15 protein-coding genes are annotated in these 17,297 nt (G+C 69.9%); 14 read left to right on the top strand and 1 reads right to left on the bottom strand.

Annotated elements, in window-relative coordinates:
* The first annotated feature begins 46 nt into the window (after positions 1-46).
* From WBN91_RS29985 to WBN91_RS29940, 10 genes are all read left to right on the top strand, one after another.
* A complete protein-coding gene (locus WBN91_RS29985) occupies positions 47-838 on the top strand; it encodes a 2-amino-3,7-dideoxy-D-threo-hept-6-ulosonate synthase (RefSeq protein ID WP_337727642.1) in 792 nt (263 codons plus the stop codon).
* Between the two features lie 25 nt (positions 839-863).
* A complete protein-coding gene (locus WBN91_RS29980) occupies positions 864-1,937 on the top strand; it encodes a 3-dehydroquinate synthase II (RefSeq protein ID WP_337727643.1) in 1,074 nt (357 codons plus the stop codon).
* 5 nt (positions 1,938-1,942) lie between these two features.
* Positions 1,943-3,295: a class I adenylate-forming enzyme family protein gene (locus tag WBN91_RS29975; protein ID WP_337727644.1), complete on the top strand. Its 1,353-nt coding sequence runs from the start codon at positions 1,943-1,945 to the stop codon at positions 3,293-3,295.
* Between the two features lie 28 nt (positions 3,296-3,323).
* Complete coding sequence (gene idi / locus WBN91_RS29970) at positions 3,324-3,899, top strand: isopentenyl-diphosphate Delta-isomerase (protein WP_337727645.1); 576 nt, start codon at positions 3,324-3,326, stop codon at positions 3,897-3,899.
* 9 nt (positions 3,900-3,908) lie between these two features.
* Positions 3,909-7,091: an NACHT domain-containing protein gene (locus tag WBN91_RS29965; protein ID WP_337727646.1), complete on the top strand. Its 3,183-nt coding sequence runs from the start codon at positions 3,909-3,911 to the stop codon at positions 7,089-7,091.
* 142 nt (positions 7,092-7,233) lie between these two features.
* Entirely contained in the window at positions 7,234-8,493 is a 1,260-nt protein-coding gene (locus WBN91_RS29960) for a DUF1996 domain-containing protein (RefSeq protein ID WP_337727647.1), read from the top strand.
* Positions 8,490-10,172, top strand: a complete 1,683-nt coding sequence (locus tag WBN91_RS29955; RefSeq protein WP_337727648.1) for a discoidin domain-containing protein — start codon at positions 8,490-8,492, stop codon at positions 10,170-10,172. The genes WBN91_RS29960 and WBN91_RS29955 overlap by 4 nt, the downstream gene beginning before the upstream one ends.
* A 53-nt stretch (positions 10,173-10,225) precedes the next feature.
* Positions 10,226-11,206, top strand: coding sequence for a LacI family DNA-binding transcriptional regulator (locus WBN91_RS29950; RefSeq protein WP_337727649.1), 981 nt, complete (start codon positions 10,226-10,228; stop codon positions 11,204-11,206).
* Between the two features lie 25 nt (positions 11,207-11,231).
* Positions 11,232-11,741, top strand: a complete 510-nt coding sequence (locus WBN91_RS29945) for a DUF305 domain-containing protein (protein ID WP_337727650.1) — start codon at positions 11,232-11,234, stop codon at positions 11,739-11,741.
* 41 nt (positions 11,742-11,782) lie between these two features.
* Positions 11,783-12,502: a DUF998 domain-containing protein gene (locus WBN91_RS29940; protein WP_337727651.1), complete on the top strand. Its 720-nt coding sequence runs from the start codon at positions 11,783-11,785 to the stop codon at positions 12,500-12,502.
* Here WBN91_RS29940 and WBN91_RS29935 read toward each other — a convergent pair.
* On the bottom strand, positions 12,466-14,079 hold the full coding sequence (locus tag WBN91_RS29935) for an AMP-dependent synthetase/ligase (RefSeq protein ID WP_337727652.1): 1,614 nt from the start codon (positions 14,077-14,079) through the stop codon (positions 12,466-12,468). The two genes, WBN91_RS29940 and WBN91_RS29935, sit on opposite strands and share 37 nt — an antisense overlap.
* 50 nt (positions 14,080-14,129) lie before the next feature.
* Between WBN91_RS29935 and WBN91_RS29930 the strand changes: the two genes are divergently transcribed.
* From WBN91_RS29930 to WBN91_RS29915, 4 genes are all read left to right on the top strand, one after another.
* A complete protein-coding gene (locus WBN91_RS29930; RefSeq protein WP_337727653.1) occupies positions 14,130-14,669 on the top strand; it encodes a TetR/AcrR family transcriptional regulator in 540 nt (179 codons plus the stop codon).
* Between the two features lie 9 nt (positions 14,670-14,678).
* Positions 14,679-15,086 carry a hypothetical protein gene (locus WBN91_RS29925; RefSeq protein WP_337727654.1) on the top strand — a complete coding sequence of 136 codons (408 nt, stop codon included), beginning with the start codon at positions 14,679-14,681 and terminating at the stop codon, positions 15,084-15,086.
* Positions 15,087-15,186: 100 nt separating this feature from the next.
* Positions 15,187-15,543, top strand: a complete 357-nt coding sequence (locus WBN91_RS29920) for a hypothetical protein (protein WP_337727655.1) — start codon at positions 15,187-15,189, stop codon at positions 15,541-15,543.
* 128 nt (positions 15,544-15,671) lie between these two features.
* Positions 15,672-17,099, top strand: coding sequence for a cellulase family glycosylhydrolase (locus tag WBN91_RS29915; RefSeq protein ID WP_337727656.1), 1,428 nt, complete (start codon positions 15,672-15,674; stop codon positions 17,097-17,099).
* Positions 17,100-17,297: the final 198 nt, after the last annotated feature.

Raw genomic sequence — 17,297 nt, 5'->3', positions numbered from 1 at the left:
CCACTCTCGGCGTGGCTATCGCCGATCCTGGGGAGGTGTGAGCGACATGAGGAAAGCGTTGCGGCTGCGACGCCTTTCCCGTCCGCGCGACGACAGGTACCTCTTCGTCCCGCTCGACCACAGCGTGTCGGACGGCCCGGTGGTGCCGCGCGACCGGTGGCCCGACCTGATCTCCTCGGTCGTCGTCGGCGGCGCCGACGCCATCATCGTCCACAAAGGACGTATTCGCACGATCGACCCGCAGCTGCTCGGCGGGTGCGCGCTGATCGTCCACCTCAGCGCCGGCACCGCGCACATGGCCGACGCCAACGCGAAGGTGCTCGTCGGCGAGGTGGAGGAGGCGCTGCGGCTGGGTGCGGACGCGGTCAGTGTGCACGTGAACATCGGCTCGGACACCGAGGAGCGGCAACTCGCCGACTTCGGCGTGGTCGCCAACGCGTGCGACGCCTGGAACGTGCCGCTGGTGGCGATGGTGTACCCGCGCGGGCCGCGCATCGTCGACACCACCGACCCCGCCCTGCTCGCCCACGTGGTCAACATCGCCGTCGACCTGGGCGCGGACATCGTGAAGACCAACCTCGCGCTGCCGGTGGAGCGCATGGCCGAGGTGGTCGAGAGCTGCCCGATCCCGGTGCTGGTGGCAGGCGGCCCCGCGACCGGCGGCAGCCTCGTGGACTACGCGCGCGCCTCGATGGCGATGGGCTGCGCGGGCCTGGCCGTGGGGCGGCGGGTGTTCACCTCGCCCCAGCCGATGTCCCTGGTGGCCGAGCTGGCCTCGGTCATCCACGCCGAAGACCCCGCCCAACTGGTGCCGGCCATGTCCGGCGCCGTGTCCTGACCCGCATCACCCCCTGGAGTCTGGCGTGAAGTTCGCCTGGATCGACCTCCGAACCGTCCCCGAGGCGCACCGCGAGTCCGTGGTCGACGCCGCCCTGCACGCCCGCCTGGCCGGGGTCGTGTCCGACGACCCGGCCCTGCTGGACACGCTGCCGCCCACGGTCACCCGGGTGCTGGTCGCGCCCGAGCCGGTGGACAGCCCGCACCTGGTCGCCGTCGTCGTGGACGACCAGGACCGGCTGGACCGGCTCACCGCGACCGCCGCGTTCGTGCAGGTCCGCGACGACCGGACGCTCAAGCTCGCGTGCAACGCGGCCGTCAAGCTGGAGCACACGCTGGTCGCGTTCACCGACCCGACCAAGATCCCGCTGGAGATCGTGATCGCCGCCGCCGACGGCGCGCCCGGCAAGCTGATCACGCAGGTCGCCGACCTGGAGGAGGCCGCGATCGTCCTGGACGTGCTGGAGCACGGCTCGGACGGCGTCCTGCTCGCCCCGCGCGACGCGGCCGACGTGTTCAACCTGGCCCGCCTGCTGGAGGCCAAGACCCCGCCGCTGACCCTGACCACGCTCACCGTCGACGGCATCGCCCACAACGGCCTGGGCGACCGCGTGTGCGTGGACACCTGCTCCCACTTCCGCGAGGACGAGGGCATCCTGGTCGGCTCGTACTCGTCGGGCTTCATCCTGTGTTGCAGCGAGACCCACCCGCTGCCGTACATGCCGACCCGGCCGTTCCGGGTCAACGCGGGCGCCCTGCACTCCTACGTGCTCGGCCCGGACAACCGCACCAACTACCTGTCCGAGCTGCGCTCCGGCAGCACCGTGCTGGCGGTGGACTCCGAGGGCCGCACCCGCAAGGTCACCGTCGGCCGGGCGAAGCTGGAGTCCCGGCCCATCCTGACCATCACCGCGCACTCGCCGGAGGGCGTCGAGGTCAGCCTCACCGTGCAGGACGACTGGCACGTCCGGGTCCTGGGTCCCGGTGGGAAGGTCCGCAACGTCACCGAGCTGCAACGCGGTGACGAGCTGCTGGGTTACATAGCGACCGAACAGCGGCACGTGGGCATCCCCATCGGCGAGTTCTGCAAGGAGACCTGACCCAGATGCGCGAGTTCGTCACCGACCTGCTGCGCCGCCACGGCGACGACGTGCCGGCGTTCACCCACGACCACACCGTGACGCACGGGCGGCTGCGGGAGTCCGTGGCCGCCGAGGCGGGCTTGTTCGCCGCGTCCGGGGTGGGGGAGGGCAGCACGGTCGCCGTCCAGGTGCCGCCCAGCTTCACCCAGTTGGAGGTGGTGCTGGCGCTGTGGAGCCTGGGCGCGCGGGTGGTCTCCATCGACCACCGCCTCAAGCCCGCCGAGGTCGAGGTGCTGCGCGACTTGGCCCGACCGCAGTACGTCGTCCGGGCCACCGGGCGCGGCGGCGGCGCGTTCCGCGAGCGCTACGAGCTGGTCACCGAACGCCGCCCCGAGGGCCTGCCCGCGCTGACCCGGCACCGCCTGGTCCAGTTCAGCTCGGGCTCGACCGGGACGCCGAAGGTCATCGGCCGCAGCACCGAGTCGATCATCCGCGAGGTGATGCGGTTCGGCGCGGCGGAGGGCATGACCCAGCGCGGCGAGAAACTCCTGCTGCTCAACGCCACCGCCCACAGCTTCGGCCTGATGGGCGGCCTGCTGCACTCGCTGGCGGCGGGCGTGCACCTGGTCTTCGCGGCCCGCCCCACCGCCGACGACATCCTGCACGCGGCGGCCGTCCACGAGGTCGACTTCGTCACCGGCCTGCCGTTCCACTTCGCCCTGCTGGCCCAGGCCGCCGACCGCCCCGCGCTGCGGACCGTGCGGGCGGCGTTCGCGGGCGGCGAGATGATGCCGCCGGAGGTCACGGAGGGTTTCGCACGGGCCTACGGTTTCCCGGTGGGGGAGTGCTTCGGCACCACCGAGACCGGGGCACTGACCCTGGACGTCACCGGCTCGTCCCGCCCGGCGGTCGGCAAGCCGCTGACCGACACCACCCTCCGGGTCCACAACGGCTTGGTGGAGGTCGCACTGGACGAGTCGCCGTACCTGCGCGACGACGGCACGGGTCGGTACGTGGACGGCTGGTTCCGCACGGGCGACCGCGGCGAGTTCGACACCCGAGGCGCACTGCGCCTGCTGGGCCGGGCGGACTCACTCGTCGTGGTGCAGGGCGCGAAGGTCGACCTGACCGAGGTCGAGGCCACTCTCCGTGCCCACCCGGGCGTGACGGAGGCGATCGCCGTGTACGACGGAGTGATCGAGGCGTACGTGGGCACGGAGAGCGACTCGTTGTCCGAGCCGGACCTGACCGAGTGGTGCCGCGAGCGCCTGGCGGACTTCAAACTGCCCCAGCGCGTCCACGTCCTGCGCGCCCTACCCCGAACGGCAGCCGGCAAGCTCGTCCGCAACCCGAAAGCCCTTGCCGCCGCGCGGTGAGGCAGGGGCCTGTGGCAGGGTGATCCGCGTGGAACAAGTAGTGCTGCTGGACGAGTCGGGCACGAGCATCGGCGTAGCCGACAAGGCCGAAGTCCACCACGCGGACACCCCGCTGCACCTGGCGTTCTCCAGCTACCTGTTCGACGGGGCAGGCCGCCTGCTGCTGACCCGGCGGGCACTGCACAAGAAGACGTGGCCGGGCGTGTGGACCAACTCGTGCTGCGGCCACCCGTCCCCGGGCGAGGACGCGGCATCGGCCGTCACGCGGCGGTTGGCGGAGGAGCTGGGCGTCACGGGCGTGTCGCTGGACTTGGTGCTGCCCAGGTTCCGGTATCGGGCCGTGATGGAGAACGGCGTGGTGGAGAACGAGATCTGCCCGGTCTTCCGGGGCAGGCTCGATCGCGACCCGGTGCTGAACGAGGACGAGGTGGACTCGTTCGAGTGGGTGCCGTGGGCGGACTTCGCACACGCGGTGCTGGCGGGCGTGCGCCCGATCTCCCCGTGGTGCCTGTTGCAGGTGGAAGAACTGGTCAAACTGGCCGACGACCCGTGGACCTGGCCCACAGCCCCTCTGACGGACCTACCGCCAGCCGCCCGCCCGTAATCTAGGGCGATGTCCCGCAAGCCTGCGCTGACGTTCGCCGGAGCCCTCCGCATCCTCGGCAAGCACGAGTCCGAGACAGTCGGCAAGCTGGACAAGCTGCTAGGCGGCACCATCCTCGCCGCAGGCGCGACGGCGGCGATCGGCAGCGGCGCGTTGGTGCCGGCGGCGCTGTTGGCCGCGGTGTGGGGTTGGGTCGACCAGAAGAACGAGGCCACCGGCTTGCTGCGGGGCTTGGTCGGGAAGCTGTCGGACCGATTAGCCGGCACCAAGGGCGTAGCCCGCCGCGACCTGATCATCGCCGCACACAGCACCATCGCGGCTGCCGCGTTCTTCGAGGTGCTGGAAGAACACGTTGGTCGTCGAGGGATGCGAAAGCTGGCCCTCACCGACGAGGAGCAGCGGTTGCTCACGATCGGCGAGCGGAAAGCCGCCACCCAGGATTACTACGACAGCCTCTACTGGTGGGTCATCCCCGCTCCATCGCCGTCGCGCGGGTTCAACGAGAACCTGACCCATCTTGCTCTCTGGGTCGAGGAGAAGATGGTCGAGGCGGCCGACTTCTTCAAAGGCCTCACCGCCGGTGCGAGCCTCGGCAGAGTGTTCAGCGGGACTTTCCGCGACCAGGTCCTGAGCCGCTACGAGTCGCACTACCTCGCGCTGGCGGAGAAGGCCCCGGAGTTCGCGTTGTGGGCGGCGCTCGGCGAACACGCCGCCACCAGACACCGCCTCGGAGAGTTGAACGCCGAGGTACACGCCGCCCTGGAGTCGCAAGGGCGGGCGCTCGACCAGGTGCAGCTCCTGCTCGGCCTGGTCTCCGACCGCGGTGCCGCCATCGGCCGGCAGCGCGCGGGGCTGGCCGGCGTCAACGCGGGCGTGCTCGGCCAGCTCATCGTGCCAAGCGACATTGAGCGCTACGACGCCGACGTCACCTTCCCCACGATCGAACGAGCCTTCGTCACCCCGCACTACCGGATGGCGGCTCACGACAGAGACAGTCGCCCCGCAGACGAGGGTTGGTGGTCGAACCAGCCGGTCGCGCGGGACCTTGAGCTGATGTTCGCCGCGCATTTCAGCTCGGCCGACTCGACGTCGTTGCCGATGCTGCTGCTGGGCCACCCCGGCGCGGGCAAGTCCATCCTCACGAAGGTACTCGCGGCACGGCTCCCACCGGAGGAGTACACCGTCGTCCGCGTGCCGCTGCGCAGCGTGTCGGCCAGCGCGCCGATCGCCGACCAGATCCAGCAAGCGTTGGACCTTGCGAGCAACAACCGGTTGCAGTGGCAGGCACTGTCCGACCAATCCGACACTGTCCTGGTGGTTCTGCTCGACGGCCTGGACGAGCTGTTGCAGGCCACGGACTTCGACCGCAGCGGGTACCTGCGGGAGGTCACGGAGTTCCAGCGCGTCGAAGGCGAGCAGAACCGGCCGGTAGCGATCGTCGTGACGTCCCGGACAGTGGTGGCCGACCGGGTGGACGTGGCGCCCGGCGCAACCGTGGTCAAGCTGGACGAATTCGACGACGACCAGGTCACCGCCTGGCTGGACGAGTGGCGTGCCGCGAACCTGACGGCGATCAGGTCGGGGACCATGCGCGAGCTGACCCCCGCCGAGGCGCTGCACCAGGCCGATCTGGCCAGGCAACCGCTGCTACTGCTCATGCTGGCGCTCTACGCCGCCGACCCCCAGTCGCCGCAGCTGGACGAAGGCCTGTCGAAGTCGGCCCTCTACGAGCGGATCTTCGACAGCTTCGCCCGGCGTGAGGTGCGCAAGCACGTCATGGGCCGGTTGCGCCCCGAAGAGTTGGAACGCCGAGTGTCCGAGCAGGTGTTCCGGCTCGCGGTCGCGGCACTGGCCATGTTCAACCGCGGTGTGCAGAGCGTGCGAGAAACCGACCTGCGGTCCGACCTCGCAGCGCTCACCGGGCAGGACAACCTGCGTGACGACGAGGGTGCCAGGCTGCTCGGCGAGTTCTTCTTCGTGCACGCGGCGGAAGCGACTATTCGGACCACGGAACGCGCCTACGAGTTCCTGCACGCCACCTTCGGTGAGTACCTGGTGGCCCAGCACGTCATGGGCGAACTGGCCGCCATGTCCAGCGCCGCCTACGGTGGCCGCTACCGCGACCGCGCCCTCAACGACGAGGTTCTGTTCGCCCTGCTATCGCATCATGCCTGGGCCGCGCGGCCATCTATCGGCGACTTCGCGAAGGAGCTCTTCGCAGCGATGTCGCCGGACGAGCAAGACCACGTCCGCCGGGCGGTGGTGGACCTGCTCGGGTCGTTCCGGCAGCGGCGACGCTCGACGGAGTACGACACCTACCGCCCGACACCGCTCGACTTCGTCCGGCAGCTCGCGGCCTACTCCGCGAACCTGACCACGCTGTCGATCCGGTTCAGCGACCCCGAGACCGGGTTCCCGCTGGTAGGGGCGTTCGGCGACGACGAACCTGAAGCGCTGGCGAACTGGCGCTCGACGTTGTCACTGTGGCGGTCCGGCCTGGATCCCGACAGCTGGCTGGCGCTGCTGTCCTCGTTGAACCTGGAGGGTGGCGCCACACTGGTCGACCGCGCACCGGAGTTCGCCTCCTTCGACATCCCCGGCGCGGACGAGTACTGGACCGCAAGGGTCCAGGGAGACGACTTGCACGCTGCCCGAATCCGCCGAGGGATGGCCCTGGTCGACAGATCGCGGTTCCACGAACCAGGGTCGACCTGGGCGGACGAGGTGCTCCCGCAACTGCAAGCCGCGGTCTTCTCGGGCAGCAACAGCGAAGCCTTCTCGTCGTTGATCGGCGACCCACCGGAGAACACGCCTCTCTCAGACGTCGAGGCCGTGGGGAGCGCGCTCGTCTTCCTCTTGCTCGTGCGTTCTCGCGAGCTGCCCCGGCTGTTCGTCATCAGGGCAGTGCAGAGCCTCGCCCACTACCCAGTGCCCTTCCAAATCAGCCCGCACGCCGTGCTAACCATCGCGTATGTTCACCCCGAGGTGCTGCTGCGCACCCCGAGGTTGCAAAACCCAGCCTTCTACTTCAGTGTGCGCGACGCGCTCCACGCGGTCTTGGATCATGGCAAGTACATCCTCGAATCCGCGTTGCGCGTGCAGTGGGAGGAGTTGCGAACTCGGCTCCTCGGCCAAGAGGCGCCCGAGCGGTACCTCTCCGACCCGTTGGGCGAGTTGTTCAGCAAGTGGTGATCTGAGAGAGCGCTCTCTCGAGGCTTGTCCCGGTCGTACCGGAACCTCCCACTTTCCTTGACTGATCCAGAACCACCGCCCTACTTTGCCGGTGAGAGCGCTCTCCCATCCTGCCTCGTACCACGCCTACGAAAGGGGAGTCGTGATCCCCACCATTCGCCGATGGCGTCGACTGGTCACCGCCCTCACCGTCCTCGCACTCGCCGCCACCACCGCCTCCTTCACCGCCCCTGCCGCCCAAGCCGCGCCCGAACTGCTGTCCCAGAACCGCCCGGTCTCCGCGTCCTCCACCGAGAACGGCGGTACCCCTGCCACCGCCGCCGTGGACGGCAACACCGGCACCCGGTGGTCCAGTGCCGCCGCCGACCCGCAGTGGATCAGCGTGGACCTCGGCAGTTCGACGGCCGTCAGCCAAGTCGTCCTCAACTGGGAGACCGCCTACGCCGCGTCCTTCCAGCTCCAGGCCTCCGCCGACGGCAGCACCTGGCAGACCGTCAGCACCCACTCCGGCACGCCCGGCACCCAGACGATCGCCACCTCGACCACCACCCGCCACCTGCGCCTCTACGCCACGGCCCGCGCCACCCAATGGGGTGTCTCGCTGTGGGAGTTCCAGGTGTTCGGGGTGCGCAACCCGACCAACGTCGTCCGCGTGGCCGAGTTCCTCGCCGACTGCCCGTTCAGCCACCGGCTCCCCGACGACCCGATCGTCGTCCCCAACCTGCCCGGCGCCTCGCACATGCACAGCTTCTTCGGCAACCGCACCACCAACGCCCACAGCGACGTCAACTCCCTGCTCGCGGGCACCAGCAACTGCAACCCCGGCGTCGACCTGTCCTCCTACTGGGTCCCGACCCTCTACGCGGACAACCAGCCGGTCGAACCCACCATCACCACCTTCTACTACCTGGGCGAAGGCGTCCGGGACGACGTGATCGCGCGGATCCGGCCCTACCCGCTGGGCCTGCGGGTCGTGGCGGGCAACGCCAAGGCCACCGCGCCGGACGCCTCGACCATCGCGCGCTGGTCGTGCCTGCACGCGGGTCACGTGGGTGCGTCCAAGGACTTCGTCAACTGTCCACAAGGGACCATGCTGGAGTCCTACCTGGACTTCCCGCAGTGCTGGAACGGCCGCGACCTCGACTCGCCGGACCACAAGAGCCACATGGCCTACCCGGTCAACGCCGACTGCCCGGCCACCCACCCCGTGCCCGTCCCCAAGCTGCGCCAGGTGCTGCGCTACCCGGTCAGCGGTGACCCGGCCCGGTTCCGCCTGTCCTCGGGCCCCGGGTTCACCATGCACGGCGACTTCTTCAACGCCTGGCCGGAAGCCGAGCTCGCCCGCCGGGTCCGGGACTGCATCAACCCGATCATCAAGTGCGGCGCGGACGGTCGGCCGTGACCAGGGTCCTCGCCGCGATCATCGCACTGGCCGCACTGGTCGTCGCCCCACCACAAGCGCAGGCCGAGTGCGGCACCGCCACCGCCGTCAACGCCACCGCCTCCTCCGTCGAGACCGGCTCGCCGTTCGTCGCCGCCAACGCGGTGGACGGCAACCCGGGCACGCGCTGGTCGAGCGCGTTCAGCGACCCCCAGTGGCTGCAAGTGGACCTCGGCACGACTAAGGACGTCTGCGGCGCGACCCTGACCTGGGAAGCGGCCTACGCCACGGCGTTCCGCATCCAGACCTCCACGGACGCCACCACCTGGACCGACGTCTACGCCACCACCACCGGCACCGGCGGCACGCAGAACCTCACCCTCACCGGCTCGGGCCGTTACGTCCGCCTCCACGCCACCGCCCGCGCCACCCAGTGGGGCGTGTCGCTGTGGGAGTTCGCGGTCCGCACCGGAACCCCAAGCACCACCGAAACCCTGTTGTCCTACAACAAACCCGCCACCGCGTCCTCATTCCAGGACGACGGCGCGTGCCCGGTCTGCACCCCCGCCAAGGCGCTGGACTTCAACCCGGCGACGCGGTGGGCCACCAGCGCCACCACGGGCTGGGTGGATCCGGGCTGGATCGCGGTCGACCTCGGGGCGCCGGCGCAGCTGAGCAAGGTCGTCCTGCAATGGGATCCCGCGTACGCCAGGGGTTTCCGCATCGAGACCTCACCGGACGGCACCAACTGGACGCCGATCTACACCACAACCACCGGCACGGGCTTCAAACAAACCATCCCCGTGACCGGCACCGGTCGGCACGTCCGCGTGAACCTCACCGCCCGCAGCGGCCCGTACGGCTACTCGCTGTGGGAGTTCCAGGTCTACGGCACCGGCGGCAACCCGACCCCACCACCACCCCAAGCCCCAGACCCGGGCAACCCGCTGCGCCTGGTGTGGAGCGACGAGTTCAACACCCCTGCCGGCACCAAGCCCGACGGCACGAAGTGGCGACCGGAGGTGGGCACCGGCCAGAACGCGGAACTCCAGTACTACACCAACAACAACAACGCGTTCACCGACGGCGCGGGCAACATGGTGCTGGAGGCCCGCCGCGAGGTCACGCCGGGCACCTCCTGCCCGGTCGACCCGGTCAGCGGCAGCGGGACGTGCCAGTACACCTCGGCCCGGATCATCACCGAGGGCCGGGCGTCCTGGACCTACGGCCGGATCGAGGCGAACATCAAGGTGTCCGGCACCAAGGGCCTGTGGCCCGCGTTCTGGATGCTCGGCACCGACATCTTCAAGGGCACCCCGTGGCCGGGCAGCGGCGAGATCGACATCATGGAACACCTCGGCCGCGAACCGAACACCGCCTACCAGACCATCCACGGCCCGGCGTACTTCGGCGGCGGCGGCATCGGCGCGGCGCGGGACATCGGCCAGGACTACGCGAACGCCTTCCACCTGTTCCGGGTCGACTGGAACAGCAAGGGGATCACGTTCAGCATCGACGGTGTGACGGTGATCTCCATCGACAAGGCCACCGTCGAGGCCACCCGCGGCCCGTGGGTGTTCGACAAACCCTTCTTCATCCTGCTCAACAACGCGGTGGGCGGGGACTGGCCCGGACCGCCGGACGGCACCACGGTGTTCCCGCAGCGGATGCTGGTCGACTACGTGCGGGTGTACCAGTGATGTGAAACGCGGGGCACCGTGCGCGGTGCCCCGCAGCCGGTATAAAAGCGGGCGTGGACCGCAGACCAGTCACCTTGGAGGAGGTCGCCCGGGTCGCGGGAGTCTCGCGGGCCACGGTGTCCCGGGTCGTCAACGGCGTCGCCACGGTGGACCGCGAGCTGCGGCAGGTCGTCGAACGGGCCATCTCCTCCACCGGCTACGTGCCCAACCGCGCCGCCCGCTCGCTGGTCACCCGGCGGGCGGGGGCGATCGGGCTGGTGCTGCCCGACGAGGACCGCACCGTGCACGACCCGTACTTCGGACGGGTGGTGTCCGGTGTCCTCCCGGTGATCCGGCCGCTGGGCGTGCAGCTGGTCCTGACCAGCAGCCACGAACAGGTGGTGGACGACATCCGGCAGGGCCGGCTGGACGGCGTGATCCTGATCCACACCCACGACGCCGACCCGCTGCCCCGGTTGCTCACCCGGGCGAACCTGCCGGTGGTGCTGGCCGCTCGTCCGGGCAAGCCGGTGCCGATCACCTACGTGGACGTCGACCAGGCGGCCGGCGCGGCGCTGGCCGTGGACCACCTGGTGGCCCGCGGGGCGCGGCGGCTGGGGACGGTGACCGGGCCGTTGGAGCGCACGCCCGGCCAGGACCGGCTGCGGGGCTTCCGCGAGGCGGTGGCCCGGCACGGCCTGCCGGAGCCGGCGGTGGTGCACGGCGACTTCACCCGCGAGGGTGGCGCGGCGGCGGCCCGGGAGCTGCCGGCGGACGTGGACGGGGTGTTCGTCGCGTCCGACCTGATGGCCTCCGGGGTGCTGCCGGTGCTGCGGCAGCGCGGGCGGCGGGTGCCGGAGGACGTGCGGGTGGTCGGGTTCGACGACAGCCCACCCGCGCTGGAGTGCGACCCGCCGTTGACGACGGTGCGGCAGCCGGTGGAGGACATGGCGGCCGAGATGGTCCGGTTGCTCGTGGAGCGCGTCGAGCGGCCGGACCGCCCGACCAGTTCCGTCGTGTTCGACCCGACCCTGGTGGTCCGCGAGTCCGCCTGACGCGCTCCCGACCCGAGGAGCGCGCGTGCGCCTGCTGGTGGCCTTCCTACTCCTGCTCACCGCGTGTACGGCCGAGCCGCCTGCCGCCGAGCCGCCGGCCGCCTTGAGCGCCACGGACGCGGCCTACGTCCAACTCGCCATCCCGCAAGCCGAATCGGCCCTGCCCCTGCTCGACCTGGTGACCTCCCGCGAGACCCCGCTGACCCCGTTGACCCGCGAGATCGCGGCCGACCACCGCGCCGAACTCGACCGCCTGCACGCCCTCCTCCGCGACCGCGGCCTGCCCTACCTGGACGAACACCGGGGTCACGACATGCCCGGCATGGTGACGGCCCCCGAGGTCACCGGGCTGGCCACCCTCACCGGCCCCGACTTCGACACACACGCGTCCGCCCTGCTCAAGGCCCACCTGGAGGAGTCCGCGGCCGTCGCGAGGGTGGAGCAGAAAGCGGGCGCGGACGCCGAGCTGCTGGCCCTCGTGGCCGACCTCCTCCGCGCCCGCGAAGATCACTTGGCCAAGCTGTCGATTCCCTGAACGGCGGAACACGAGCCGGTCACCGTCCGTTGAAGCCCGTTGTGCTGACCGTCGAACCCGCACCGACCCGTTCCCCGGCCCGCTTCGTCGCCTTCGGTGGCGCGTTCGCCATCGTGCTGACCGTCCTCATGGTCGGCCTGCTGGACGCGCACCGGCTCGCCACCACGGCCATCGGCCTGCGCCGCACCATCTCCGAGTACGCCCTCGGCCCCTACCGCTGGGTGTTCGACACGGCCGTGGCGCTGCTCGTGCTCGGGTCCGTGGCGATCCTGGCCGTCCTGGTGCGCCGGGGGATGACCAAGTGGTCCAGCGGCGGCGCAATCGCTTTCCTGGCGTGGTCCGCCGGGCTGGCGCTGGTCGTCGTGTTCCCCAAGCACAACTGGGCCGAGGGGCCGAGCGCGAGCGGCACGATCCACCGGGTCGCCAGCCTGGTCGCGTTCCTCAGCCTGCCGGTCGCGGCGATGCTGCTGGCCCGCCCCTGGCGGCAGGACGCCGTGTGGGGCGGGCACGCGCGGTGGGCGTTCCGGTTCGGGCTGCTCTCCGCCCTGGCCTTCACCCCGATCCTGTACGCCGTCCTGGTCCACGCCCTCGTGGGCACGCCGTGGTGGCGCGTGCTGCCGCTGGGCTACACCGAGCGGCTGCTGGTGGTGGTCGAGGTGGTGACCGTGCTGGTCCTCGCGGTGTGGGCGATCGCGGCGGCTCAGCCCTCGCACCGACTGACCGCTCAACCCTCGTACAGGCCGTCCAGGACCGCCCGGTAGCGGGTCTCGATCTCCCGGCGGCGCATCTTCAGGCTCGCGGTCAGGGTGCCGTCCTCGACGGTGAAGTCCTTGTCCAGCACGGCGAACTTCTTGATCGTCTCGTGCCGGGCGAGCTTGGCGTTGGCCGCCTGCACCGCGCTGCCCACCTCCGCCTCCGCGTCCAGGCCGGCCGGGGTGGTGTCCGGGTCGAGGGTGACCAGCGCGACGCAGTAGTTGCGCTGATCGCCGTGCACGAGGACGTGCCCGATGTACGGGCTCGCGGCCTTGAGCTTGCTCTCCACGTTCTGCGGCGCCACGTACTTGCCCGCCGACGTCTTGATCAGCTCCTTCTTCCGGTCGGTGATGCGCAGTCGGCCGGCCTCGTCCAGCTCGCCGATGTCGCCGGTGCGCAGCCAGCCCTCCTCCAGCGTGGCCGCCGTCTCGTCGGGCAGGTTGTGGTAGCCGCGCATGATCCCGCGCCCGCCGATGAGCACCTCGCCGTCGGCGGCGATGCGGACCTCCGTGCCGGGCAACGGCTTCCCGACCGTGCCGAACACGTGCTCGCCGGGCCGGTTGAGGAACGACGCCGCCGAGGACTCGGTGAGCCCGTAGCCCTCCAGGATGGTGATCCCCGCGTTGCCGAAGAACTGCCCGACCTCGGCGGACAGCGGCGCGGAGCCGGACACGAAGTACTTGATGCGCCCGCCGACCCGCTCGCGCAGCTTGCTGAACACCAGCTTGTCGGCGATCTTGCGGCGCAGCGTCCAGTCGGGGTGCTCGGCGACCGCCAGCGCCCAGTTGAACAGCTTCGCCTTCACCCCGCCCTCGGCGCGCATCGCGGCGACCACCCGGCTGTGGATCTTCTCGAAGATGCGCGGCGCGCCGGCCACGATGGTGGGGCGCAGCTCCTTCAGGTTCTCCGCGATCCGGTCCGCAGACCCGTCCACGGCGGTGGGCATCCCGGTGGCGATCATGGCGATCTGGAGGACCTTGCCGAACGCGTGCGACATCGGCAGCCACAGGAAGTGCAGGTCCTGCGGGGTGAGCACGCCCAGTTCGACCACGGCTTCGGCGGTGTAGAGCCAGTTGTCGTGGGTCAGCTCGACGCCCTTGGGGATGCCCGTGGTGCCGGAGGTGTAGATCAGCGTCGCCAGCCGTTCGGGGGACAGCTCGTCCAGCATGGCGTCGTAGTCGCCCACCTCGGAGGTCGGCAGGTCGTCGGTGGTGATCACCCGGGCGCCGCCGACCTTGTCCACCAGGTCGGCGTCCGCGACCACCAGCACGCTGCCCGAGTCGCGGATGACGTGCGCGGCCTCCTCGGGGGTGCTGCTCGGGTAGATCGTCGTGGTGACGCCGCCCGCCGCCAGCACGGCCAGGTCGGCGAGGATCCACTCCACGCTGGTCTGCGCCATGATCGCGACCCTGGCCTCGTCCTTCACGCCGAGCTGGCGGAAGCCCAGGGCGTGCGCGCGCACCCGCTCGCCGACCTCGCGCCAGGACAGCGAGGTCCACGTCCCGTTCACCCGGTGGCGCAAGGCCTCGGCGTCCGGTGTCGCGGCCACGCGCTCGCGCAGCAGATCGGGGATGGAACGGGCCATGACGACCTCCCAGCGGTGGAGCGGTGCTCTAGAGCGTTACTCTAGACCGCGTGCGGTCGACTCGTCAGCAGGCGGTGGTGGACGCGGCGCTGGCGCTGGTGGACGAAGGCCTCCCGGTCACCATCAGCGCGTTGACCGCGCGGTCCGGGGTGTCCAACGGCAGCATCTACCACCACTTCGGCAGCCGGGACGGGCTGTTCGCCGTCCTGTACGAGGAGAGCTTCGCCCGCTGCATCGCGGCCATGACGCCGGCGATCGAGCTGGCCGACACCGAGAAGGTGGTGCGCGGCATGGCCCTGCGCTACCTCGACTGGGTGGCCGCCCACCCCGGACGGGCGAAGTTCCTCTACACCGAGCCGCTCAGCGCCGATCAGGCCGCCAAACTCGCCACCTTCGCCCCCGTGGCCGCGTGGTTCGCCGACCGCATGGCCGAAGGCTCCGTCCGCACTTTTCCGTTGTGGGCCTTGGACCCCGTGGTGATGGGTCCCGCGCACGAGTGCGCCCGGCGGTTCCTGTTGGGCGCCTTCGACCTCGCCGAGGCACGCGAGGTGGTGGCCGATGCCGTGTGGGGCGCCGTCGCGCCCCTCTAGGGTGAGGACATGGCTTCCTGGGGCGACCTCGCCGCGTACATCCGCGACACCTACGACGTGATCTCCGAGGACGACGACGAGATCCGCATCCTGTTCAACTTCGAGCAGTTCGACGAGGACGACGAGCGGACCCAGGTGATCATCCTGGTCCGCGAGGTGCTGGACAAGCTGCACGAGTGGGTGCAGATCGCCTCGCCCATCGGGCTGGCGGCGAGCGTGGACCTGCACGCGCTGCTCGTCGAGGTGGGCAACTCCAGCATCGCGTGCGGCGCGGCGATCATGGGCGACCACGTGGTGCTGCGGCACTCGCTGCCGTTGCAGGACCTCGACATCCACGAGTTCACCGACCCGTTGACCCTCCTGGCCGGCACCGCGGACCAGTTGGAGGAGCAGTTCTTCGGCGGCGACAACTACTGACGGGTGAGACTTCGGTCCCACCAGTCGGTCGCTACGGATTTTCCAGCGATCCGTGGAAGGTGACCTGCTAACTTAGGCTGCCCTAAGGAGGTGGGTTCGCGTGTCCGCCGTCACCGAGTCCCTGACCGTGCAGGTCCGCGCCGGACTGGGGGAGTGGCGGCTGCACTCGGCCGTCCGCGCCCTGGCGACCCGCCACCCGGAACTGTCCGACGCCACCTCCTCGGCCCGACACGTGGACCACCACGACCTGGCCGACCAGACGTCCGCCGCCCTGACCGCGGCCGAGTCCCGCGCCGCCGCGCTCCAGGTCGTCTGGCTGGACGCCGGCGCCGAAGGCAGGCTGGTATTGGTGGCGCGCAAGGAGATCCTCGCTGTCCTGCCGTGGCACGTCCTGCTGCCCGAGTTGGTCGCCGAGTGGAAGGCCGCCACGCCGCGCGTCCCCGCGCCCGTGGGCTGAGGCTTCGTTCGCCCACGTGAACCGTTGACAGAACCCTCCCGTTGGTGCTGTGATCCCGGCAACAGATAGGAAAGTTTCTTAACTGTACCGCCGCCGATCCCGTCCATCCGATGTGGGAGGCACCCCCTGTGGCCATCCGATGGCTGAGCCCTCTGCTCGCGGCGACCCTGCTAGCCGCGACCACGACCGCCCTGGCCGAGCCCGCGGCCCTGGCGACCACCACCCACCAGGCCGAATCCGCGACGATCTCCAACGGCCTGGTCGAGTCGAACCACTCCGGCTACACCGGCACCGGTTTCGTCAACTACGACAACGAAACCGGCAGCTACGTCGAGTTCACCACCACCGCCCCGGCAGCCGGAACCGTCACCCTGACCTTCCGATACGCCAACGGCACCACCACCAACCGCCCGATGACCATCACGGTCAACGGCACAACCACGACGACCAACCTGGCCTTCCCGAGCACCGGCACGTGGACCACCTGGCAAACCGCCACCACCACCGCCACCCTCACGGCCGGCACAAACCGCATCCGAGCCACCGCCACCACATCCACCGGCGGCCCGAACTTGGACAAGCTGGACGTGGACACCGCCGGCACCCCACCCGTAACCGGCCGCCCCGCCGACATCAACGGCCAACTGCACGTCTGCGGCGTCAAGCTGTGCAACCAGTACGGAAAGCCCATCCAGCTGCGCGGCATGAGCACCCACGGCATCCAGTGGTACTCGCAGTGCATCAAGACCCAGTCCCTGGATGCCCTGGCCACCGACTGGGGCGCCGACATCCTGCGCATCTCCATGTACGTCCAGGAGGGCGGCTACGCGAGCGACCCGCGCAAGTTCACCGACATGGTGCACGGCTACATCGAGGAAGCCACCAAGCGCGGCATGTACGCCCTGGTCGACTGGCACCAGCTGGACCCGGGCGACCCCAACGCCAACCTGTCCCTGGCCAAGACGTTCTTCACCGAGATCGCCCAACGCCACCGCGACAAGACCAACATCATCTACGACATCGCCAACGAGCCCAACGGCGTGTCATGGGCAGGCATCAAGTCCTACGCCGAACAGATGATCCCGGTCATCCGAGCCCAGGACCCGAACGGCGTGGTCTTCGTAGGCACCCACGGCTGGGCATCCTTGGGCATCTCCGACGGCCGCACCGAGTCCGACATCATCAACAACCCCATCAACGCCGCAAACTTCATGTACACGTTCCACTTCTATGCGGCCTCCCACCAGGACGAGTACTTCGCAGCCCTGCAACGAGCAGCCACCCGCATCCCGTTGTTCGTGACGGAGTTCGGCACCCAGACCTACACGGGTGACGGCGGCAACGACTTCACGTACTCCCAGAAGTACCTGGACTTCCTGTCAACCAACAAAATCGGCTGGACCAACTGGAACTTCTCCGACGACTTCCGCTCAGGAGCAGTCTTCAAACAAGGCACCTGCGCCGGCACCACCTTCACCGGCACAGGCGTCCTGAAGCCGGCCGGCACCTGGATCCGAGACCGAATGCGCACCCCAGACAACTTCCCCACCAGCTAACCCCCACTCCCAACACACCCACCCACCGCCTGCCCGGACACCACCCTCCGGGCAGGCCCCAACCCTCCGCCCCCCCACACACACACCACCCCCATCGCGCGCAGCGCATGCTCTTCGGCGAAGCCGGCGAGTGGGCAGTCCGCCGAGGAGGACACAGCGCAACTTGGGCTTCTTGCTTGTGTCATCCCCGTATGGCCT

The sequence above is a fragment of the Saccharothrix sp. CCNWYY140 genome (assembly GCF_037401995.1).
GTDB lineage: Bacteria > Actinomycetota > Actinomycetes > Mycobacteriales > Pseudonocardiaceae > Actinosynnema.
Note: the sequence above shows the minus strand (reverse complement) of the source record. Positions and strands in the feature narration are given on the sequence as shown.